The sequence below is a fragment of the Streptomyces sp. NPDC030183 genome, assembly GCF_055573455.1.
This window is the reverse complement of record NZ_JBVIBK010000065.1, coordinates 1-7,694: the sequence shown is the minus strand read 5'-3', so window position 1 is coordinate 7,694 and position 7,694 is coordinate 1. Positions and strand designations below refer to the sequence as shown.

Sequence of the window (7,694 nt, the reverse complement as noted above, 5' to 3'; positions counted from 1 at the left end):
TCTCGGCGTGCCGGGCCCTGACCCGTGTACTGGACGTACTCGGGTCAGGGCCCGGTGCGTCGAGAGCGCGTGCATGGCGTCGCGGGGTAGGTGGGAATTTGACGACAGGGCCTAGAGGGGCGCGGGGCACTGCGCTGCCGAGGCCAGGGCGGCACCCAGACGGTCCGTGCCGGTCCAGTAGCGGTCGTGGGAGAGCGGGACGCGCCAGTAGAGGCCGGGGCCCGAGGTGCGGCGCAGGGGCGGGACCGCCACATGGCAGCCGGCTCCGAGGACCTGGACGCCCGCCATCCGCCAGTCGGTCCCGTCGCCGGGCGGCACGAGCCAGTACATGATCCCGCCGAAGCCGTCCTCGATCACGGCTCCCGTGGCGTCCCCGAGGGCCGTCAGCGCCGGCGCGCCGAGGGCGACCGGCACCCTCACGGCGTTCCACCAGCGCCCGGCGGGCACCGTACGCACCTCGGGGCTGTACGAGCACATCCAGCGCGGGGCCCAGCTGACAGTCATGGCACTCACCGGCTCTTCATGGGGGGTGGGCCCGATCCTAGGATCCGCGCCCGCAGCCGACTTGCGGGAACGCGCAGGGAAGTTGCCCGTGTACGCAGCACGCCCCCCGCGACCTCGCCCCGCGACACCGCGAAGCCGTAGCGTGACCGGGTTTCCACGGCGCGCCGTGGCCGTGTTCCCGACCGCAGGAGGGCCCGATGGGCAACCCCAGCCCGTTAGTGATTGACGCGTCCGGCCGTGACATCCACGGCGAGGCCGCCCGGATCCGCGCACACGGTCCCGCGACGCGTGTGGTACTTCCGGGGCCGCCCGCCGTCGAGGCGTGGGCGATCAGCAGTCCCGAGCTCCTCAAACGGCTGCTCACCGATCCCCGGGTGTCGAAGGACGCCCGGCGCCACTGGCCGAGGTTCGCGGCCGGGGAGATCACCCCGGAGTGGCCGCTGTTCACCTGGGTCGCCGTGCAGAACATGTTCACCGCGTACGGCGGCGACCACAAACGGCTGCGGACCCTGGTCGCCAAGGCGTTCACCGCCCGCCGCACGGCCGCGATGCGGCCCCGCATCGAGAAGATCACCGAGGAACTCCTCGACCACGTCGAGGACGGCCTGCGCGGCGGCGGAAGCGTCGACCTGCGGGAGGAGTTCTGCTACCCCCTGCCGATCCGGGTGATCAGCGAACTCTTCGGGCTGCCCGAGGAACGGGCGCCGGAACTGCGGGAGCTGGTTGACCGCCTCTTCGACACGTCCGCCGACCCCGGTGAGATGACCGCGGCGTACGAGCGGCTCTACGGCGTCCTCGGCGAACTCGTCGCCGCGAAGCGGACGACGCCCGGCGACGACCTGACCACCGGGCTGATCGCGGCCCGCGACGAGGACGACGCCCGGCTGAGCGAACAGGAACTCCTGGACACGCTGGTGCTGATGATCAGCGCCGGGCACGAGACCACGGTGAACCTCCTCGACCAGGCCGTGCACTCCCTGCTCACCCACCCCGAGCAGCTCGCGCATGTCCGTCAGGGCCGGGCGACCTGGGACGACGCGGTGGAGGAGACCCTGCGGTTCGAGGCGCCGGTGGCGAGTCTGCCGCTGCGGTACGCGGTGGAGGACCTGGACCTCGCCGCGTTCGGCGGGCCGCAGGGGGTGGTGATCGGCAAGGGCGAGGCGATCCTCGCCGCGTACGCCGCGGCCGGGCGTGATCCCGAGCGGCACGGGAAGGACGCGGGCGTCTTCGACGTCACCCGCGTCGACAAGGAGCACCTCGCGTTCGGGCACGGCGCGCACTTCTGCCTGGGCGCTCCGCTGGGGCGGATGGAGGCGCGCATCGCGCTGCCGGCGCTGTTCGAGAGGTTCCCCGCGCTGCGGTTGGGGGCGGAGGGGGACGCTTTGGGGTACGTGGAGTCGTTCATCTCCAACGGGCATCGGCGGTTGCCTGTACGGGCGGGGTGAGGGCCGGGCGCGGTTCGTAGGGTCAGGTGGGGGTGCGTGGGCGACTGCGGGTGAGTGGGGGCTGGTCGCGCCCACGCGGCGGAGCCGCATGTGTCACCGCCCCGCGCCCCTGAAAAGCGACCGGGCTGCGCCCGTGCTTTTCAGCTGGAGAGCGGGCCGCAGGCCCGTCCCTCCAGGGGCGCGGGGAACTGCGCGACGAACCACAACGGACCCGCAGCCGCCAACGCACCCCGCATCCCCGAGCTGTGAGGCGCCCCCTACTCCCCCCGCCACCAGGACAACAACCGCGCCCACCCGTTCCCACCCGCCGTAGGCGGGCCGGGCGGGCCGGGCGGCACCGGCGGGACGGTGCGCGCGGGGGCTGCCCGCGCCGCCAAGGGGGCCGGCGGGAACGTGACCGGCAGGGCCGTGAGCGCCCGGTGGAACGGCCCCGGGCGCCACTCCAACTGGTCGACAGCAACCGCCAGTTCGAGATCCGGCAGGCGGTCGAGGAGCTTCTCCACCGCCACCGAGGCGATCAGCCGGGCCTCGCTCTGGGCGGGGCAGTTGTGCGGGCCCGCGCTCCACGCCAGATGGGCCCGGTTGCCCGCCCGGCGGTCGCCCGTCAGCGCGGGGTCGGTGTTCGCGGCGGCGAGCGAGACCACCACGGGGTCCCCGGCCCGCAGCGCCGCGCCCTCGTACACGACGTCCCGGACGGGGTAGTGCACCGCGTAGTTGGCCATCGGCGGGTCCGTCCACAGCACCTCGTCGAGCGCGTCCTCGACGGGCAGGCTGCCGACGGACAGCTCGCCCGCGAAGCGGTCGTCGGACAGCAGCAGCCGCAGGGCGCCCGCGATCAGGTTCTGCTGCGGCTCGGTGCCGCCGCCCATCAGGACGACGAGGCTGTGCACCATCTCCTCGTCGGTGAGCGCCGCCGGGTGCGCCGCCAGCCAGGAGGTGACGTCGGGGCCCGGTGCGCGCCGCTTGAGCCGGACCAGGTCCGACAGGGTGGTGGTGAGCAGTTCGTCGGCCCGCTCGGCGTCGACGCCGTCGAAGATCCCGGACATGCCTTCGACCAGCTTCAACCCGTGGTCGGTGGGGCAGCCGAACAGGTGGTTGAAGACGAGCAGGGGGATGACCTGGGCGTACTCGCCGAGCAGATCGGCCTTGCCGGTGGGCGCGAACCGGTCGATGAGGGTGTCGGCGCTGCTCTCGACGTAGCCGCGCAGGGTGTGGGGCTCCACACGGGCGAGGCTGTCGGTGATGGCGCCCCGCAGCCGCCGGTGCTCCTCGCCGTCGGTGAACAGGGCGTTGGGCCGGTACATCATCATCGGCACGACGGGGCTGTCCGGGGGGACGGTGCCGTCGGCGAGGTCGTTCCAGCGGCGCGGGTCCTTGGAGAAGGTCTCGGTGCCGCGCAGCACGTGCAGGGCGGCGTCGTACGAGGTGACGAGGGTGGCGCGGACGCCCGGCGCGAGTTCGACGGGTGCGGTGGGCCCGTGGGCGCGCAACCGACGGTAGACGGCGGCCGGGTCCGCGGCGAAGGCGGGCCCGTAGAGGGGTTCACGGACCGGGCAGCCCGGGGGCGGGCCGGGCGGCGTCTCGGGGGTCACGCGTGCTCCAGTTCGGCGTCGCGGCTCAGCAGGTACTCGACGAGGGTGATCAGCGCCCGGGTGGAGGAGTCCGGATCGCGGGCGTCGCAGCGGACGAGGGGGGTCTCGGGCAGCAGGTCGAGGGCCTCGCGCACCTCGTCCAGCTCGTGCACGGGGGCACCGTCGAAGTCGTTGACGGCGACGGCGTACGGCAGGCCCAGGTCCTCCAGGGTGCCCATGACGTCGAAGGATTGGGACAGCCGGCGGGTGTCGGCGAGGACCAGCGCGCCGAGGGCACCGCCGGTCATGTCCTCCCACAGCCGGGCGAAGCGCTGCTGGCCCGGGGTGCCGAAGAGGTAGAGGACCAGGGAGGGGTTGAGGGTGAGGCGGCCGAAGTCCAGGGCGACCGTGGTGGTGGTCTTGTCGCGGGTGCCGGCGAGGTCGTCGACGAGGGCGCCGGCCCGGGTCAGGATCTCCTCGGTGCGCAGCGGCCGTATCTCGGAGAGCGTGCCGACGAACGTGGTCTTGCCGACCGCGAAGTGCCCGACGACGAGTACCTTGAGCGCGCGCCGCACGGTCGGCCGCAGATACACGTCGTCAGAGGCGGGCGCGAAGCCCATCGATGACCTCCTGGAGGATGCCGGCGTCGAACCGCCGGACGGCCGAGGGGCGTTCCCCGTGCTCGAAGGGGTTCCGGAACCCGGGGGCCGGGGCGCGGGTGGCGATGTGGCCGCTGTCCATGAGGTCGGCGACCAGCACCTTGGTGACGCTGACGGGCAGCCCGAGGTGGCCCGCGACCTCCGCCAGGGAGAGCGCGCCCGGCCGGCACAGTTCCACCACCCGGCGTTTCTCGGGGTTCAGCCCGGTCAGGGGCGGGTCGTCGACGGCGGTCAGCAGGGTGATCAGATCCAGGGTGTTGCGGGTGGGGCGGGCGCGGCCGTCGGTGACGACGTACGACCGCACCAGACGCCCGCCGGGCCGGGGGCGGGGCGTCATGTCCGGCTGCCCGTGGCGGGCCTGGCCGGGGTGGACAGCTCCTTGCCGAGCCGGTCGACGAGTTTGTGCATGCGGTAGGTCACGGACTCCATGTCCACCTCGACGCCGGTGGAGACGGCGAGGTGGGTGCCCTCGCCGGCCGCGACGAGGAAGACGTAGCCGTGCCCGAACTCGATCAGGGTCTGGCGCCAAGGGCTGGTGGCGGGGCCGCAGAACTCGGCGGTGCCGCGGCTGATCGACTGGAGTCCGGAGAGGCCCGCGGCGAGGCGTTCGGCGTCGTCGCGGTCGATGCCGGCGGAGTGGGCGCGGAGCATGCCGTCGGCGGAGAGCAGGATCGCGTGCCGCGCCTGGGGCACCTTCAGGACGTCGTCGAGCATCCAGCCCAGCTCGTTGGTCGTGGGCTCGCTCATGCGCGGGGGGTCCCTTCGTTGTCGTGGGGGGTGGAGGGCTCGGGGGCGATGACGTCGTCGTCGAGGATGCGCCCGGCGGCCCGGCCGAAGCGGGTGCCGCGGGCGAAGGCGCCCATGATGCGGGCGTTCTCCTCGGGTGACCGGCCGGGCGGCTCCTCGGTGTCGAAGAACTCCGGCTCGGGGGCCGGCTGCCGTCTGGGGGTGCGGCGGCGGCGCTTGGGGAGGCCGCCCTCGGTGGTGCCCTCGGCGACCACCGGGCGGGGGGCGTCCTCGGGTACCGGCCTGGGGCGGGCCGGGGTGTCGGGGGCCGCAGGTTCCAGGTGGGTGAGCAGCGCGGCCGGCAGGAGGGCCACGGCGCGGACACCGCCGTAGGGGGAGCGGGTGTCCACGGAGACGCTGAACCCGTAGCGCTGGGCGAGCACCCCGATGACGGCGAAGCCGAACCGGGGCGGGTCGCCGAGGCGGGTGACGTCCACGGTGCGGGCTCCGTCGAGCAGCCGGCCGGCGCTCTCGACGGCCTGGGCGTCCATGCCGACGCCGGCGTCGTCGACGATGACGCAGGCGCCGTTGTGCACGGTCTGCACGGTGACCTCGACGGTGGTGTCGGGCTGCGAGTGGCGGGCGGCGTTGTCGAGCAGTTCCGCGAGGGCGAGGACGACGGGTTCCACGGCGCGGCTCTCGACCGCGAGGTCGACCTGGCCGTTGACGCGGATCCGCCGGTAGTCGCGGATGCGGGAGGTGGCGCCGCGGACGACGTCGATCAGCGGGGAGGTGGCGCGCTGGCGGCCCGGCCAGGATCCGCACAGCACGGCGATGGCCTGGGCGCGGCGGCCGAACTGGGCGTTGGTGTGGTCGATTTCCAGCAGGTCGCGCAGGACGTCGGGGTCGTCGTGCCGGTCCTGCATCTCGGCGATGGAGATCTGCTGTTCGTTGGCGAGGGCCTGGAGGGAGCGCATCGACGCCTGGAGGGCGGCCTTGGCGGACCGGTCGGCGCGGGTGCGGGCGTGGTCGACGGCGACGGAGAAGAGGGCGAGGACCCGCTCCAGCTGCTTGCCGTACTCGGTGGCGGCGATCCTGTCGTCGCGCGGTCCGACGCCGGGGACGTCCTGGCCGGGGTGGTCGGCGAGCGCGGGCAGCCGGACCGACACCAGATGGCGCAGCTCCTCCTCACGCGCCCTGATCTCGTGGACCAGGTCGGCGTTCCGTCTGCGCTGCCGCGCGGTGATCCCGTGCTGGCGCAGCAGGAGCACGGCGGTGGCGAGCAGGGCCGCGGCCAGGCCCCAGGTCACCGCCTGCGGTATCTGATCGGTCATGAAAGTCCACGAGTCCTTACGTCCTCAGGTCCCGGCACGTCCTCAGGTCCCGGGCGGTGAACGCGGGTTGACGGAGCGCCCGACGTTAGTGGCGCGTCAGCGGCGGGTCTTCCCGTGACGCGCAGGGAAGTTGTCACAGGGCGCACGCGTGACGCAAGGGGTGTGAAGGGGCCTGTGACCTTCCCTTCCGCATGATCGACAGACCCGGGGCACGGCAATCGGTTGCCGCGCTAGGGTGCCCCCACGGCCGAACCCGGACTCCGAATGGTCTTTGATCATGCACCAGTTGAAGCTTTCGCGGTCAGGAATCGTATGAGACCGCAAGGAAGCCGTCGGGACCGATGAACGGGAGGAGTGGCGTTGCCCGCGGGAAGTTACGCCGTCGACGCGCTGGACACCGAGGAGCTGGATCCACGGGAGCGGGCCGACTTCTGGACCGAGCACATCGGCACCTACCAGTCCCGGATGGGCTTTCGGTACGCCCGCGCGGAGAACTTCCTCGGGCGGACGGTCCGGCAGCGCACCGACAGCTATCAACTGGTGAAGTACCGCTCGGACCGGATCGAGTACACCCGCACCGCGCGCCAGGTGCGGCAGGACCCGGACGAGGACTACCGGCTGCTGCTGCCGCTGGGCGGGGAGATCGTGCTGCGGCAGGACGGCGGGGAGGCGCGGCTGACGGCGGGCACGGGGGCGCTGGTCACCTTCGCGTCGCCGTTCCAGTGTCTGCAGGGTGAGGGCGTGGACGCGTTCATCCTCACCATCCCGGCCCGTGAGGTGAACGGCCGGCTGGGCTGCCGGTCGCCGGTGGCGGCCGGGCTGGACCTGACCCGGGGCCTGGGCCGGATCGTGGGGACGATGCTGACCGGTCTGCACGAGGAGCGGGAGCATCTGACCGACCCCGAGTTCGACGCCGTCTCCGACCGGGTCGTGGAACTGGTGTGCATGCTGGCCGCCGGGGACGACCGCCCCGACGTACCGGGCCAGCTGGGCGAGGTGGAGGCGATGGTCCGCCGCTATGTGCGCGACCATGTGGCGGACCCGGGTCTCACGGGGACGACGGTGGCGCGTGCCCTCGGCTGGTCGCTGCGGCAGATACAGCTGGCGTTGCAGCAGGCGGGCACCACGCCCCGTGAGCTGATCCGCGAGGAGCGGCTGCGGCTGGTGCGGGACCGGTTGCTGTGCGGGGAGTGCGAGCACCTGTCGATCACGGACCTGGCCTATTCCGCCGGTTTCTCCTCCGCGAGCGCCCTCAGCACGGCCTTCCGCCGGCGCTACGGGGTGAGCCCGAGGGAGATGCGGCAGAGCCCACGCCGACCGTTCGACGACGGGGACGGCCCGGCCGGCGGCCCCTGAAGGTCCTAGGTGTATTGATCACGAGCGTTGTTGACACTGGCGGGTCTTGAACATGGCGAAGACCTCCGATGTGGTGGAGCTGTCTAGGAACACACCGCA

8 protein-coding genes are annotated in these 7,694 nt (G+C 72.8%); 2 read left to right on the top strand and 6 right to left on the bottom strand.

Annotation, left to right across the window (positions count from 1 at the left end; all coding sequences use genetic code 11):
* Nucleotides 1-111: 111 nt before the first annotated feature.
* Nucleotides 112-504, bottom strand: a complete 393-nt coding sequence (locus ACZ4Z2_RS37195; RefSeq protein ID WP_468082195.1) for a hypothetical protein — start codon at nucleotides 502-504, stop codon at nucleotides 112-114.
* Nucleotides 505-701: 197 nt separating this feature from the next.
* On the opposite strand from ACZ4Z2_RS37195, the gene ACZ4Z2_RS37190 reads away from it, so the two are divergent.
* A complete protein-coding gene (locus tag ACZ4Z2_RS37190) occupies nucleotides 702-1,949 on the top strand; it encodes a cytochrome P450 family protein (protein WP_468082193.1) in 1,248 nt (415 codons plus the stop codon).
* Between the two features lie 257 nt (nucleotides 1,950-2,206).
* Here the strand turns inward: ACZ4Z2_RS37190 and ACZ4Z2_RS37185 are convergent, their stop codons facing one another.
* The 5 genes from ACZ4Z2_RS37185 to ACZ4Z2_RS37165 are packed head-to-tail and all read right to left on the bottom strand — an operon-like array spanning nucleotide 2,207 to nucleotide 6,239.
* The gene (locus tag ACZ4Z2_RS37185) at nucleotides 2,207-3,541 is read right to left on the bottom strand and encodes a cytochrome P450 (RefSeq protein WP_468082191.1); all 1,335 of its coding nucleotides are present in this window, start codon (nucleotides 3,539-3,541) and stop codon (nucleotides 2,207-2,209) included.
* Nucleotides 3,538-4,140, bottom strand: a complete 603-nt coding sequence (locus tag ACZ4Z2_RS37180) for a GTP-binding protein (protein WP_468082189.1) — start codon at nucleotides 4,138-4,140, stop codon at nucleotides 3,538-3,540. The genes ACZ4Z2_RS37185 and ACZ4Z2_RS37180 overlap by 4 nt, the downstream gene beginning before the upstream one ends.
* Nucleotides 4,118-4,516, bottom strand: coding sequence for a DUF742 domain-containing protein (locus ACZ4Z2_RS37175; RefSeq protein ID WP_468082188.1), 399 nt, complete (start codon nucleotides 4,514-4,516; stop codon nucleotides 4,118-4,120). Before ACZ4Z2_RS37175 ends, ACZ4Z2_RS37180 begins: the two co-directional genes overlap by 23 nt.
* Nucleotides 4,513-4,926, bottom strand: coding sequence for a roadblock/LC7 domain-containing protein (locus tag ACZ4Z2_RS37170; protein ID WP_468082187.1), 414 nt, complete (start codon nucleotides 4,924-4,926; stop codon nucleotides 4,513-4,515). Before ACZ4Z2_RS37170 ends, ACZ4Z2_RS37175 begins: the two co-directional genes overlap by 4 nt.
* A complete protein-coding gene (locus tag ACZ4Z2_RS37165; RefSeq protein WP_468082185.1) occupies nucleotides 4,923-6,239 on the bottom strand; it encodes an ATP-binding protein in 1,317 nt (438 codons plus the stop codon). The genes ACZ4Z2_RS37170 and ACZ4Z2_RS37165 overlap by 4 nt, the downstream gene beginning before the upstream one ends.
* 354 nt (nucleotides 6,240-6,593) lie before the next feature.
* Between ACZ4Z2_RS37165 and ACZ4Z2_RS37160 the strand changes: the two genes are divergently transcribed.
* A complete protein-coding gene (locus ACZ4Z2_RS37160; RefSeq protein WP_468082183.1) occupies nucleotides 6,594-7,595 on the top strand; it encodes a helix-turn-helix domain-containing protein in 1,002 nt (333 codons plus the stop codon).
* Nucleotides 7,596-7,694 lie beyond the last annotated feature (99 nt).

Coding starts and splice junctions, on each gene's coding strand:
- ACZ4Z2_RS37195 (WP_468082195.1), bottom strand. CDS start 504: ATGACTGTCAGCTGGGCCCCGCGCTGGATGTGCTCGTACAGCCCCGAG.
- ACZ4Z2_RS37190 (WP_468082193.1), top strand. CDS start 702: ATGGGCAACCCCAGCCCGTTAGTGATTGACGCGTCCGGCCGTGACATC.
- ACZ4Z2_RS37180 (WP_468082189.1), bottom strand. CDS start 4,140: ATGGGCTTCGCGCCCGCCTCTGACGACGTGTATCTGCGGCCGACCGTG.
- ACZ4Z2_RS37175 (WP_468082188.1), bottom strand. CDS start 4,516: ATGACGCCCCGCCCCCGGCCCGGCGGGCGTCTGGTGCGGTCGTACGTC.
- ACZ4Z2_RS37170 (WP_468082187.1), bottom strand. CDS start 4,926: ATGAGCGAGCCCACGACCAACGAGCTGGGCTGGATGCTCGACGACGTC.
- ACZ4Z2_RS37165 (WP_468082185.1), bottom strand. CDS start 6,239: ATGACCGATCAGATACCGCAGGCGGTGACCTGGGGCCTGGCCGCGGCC.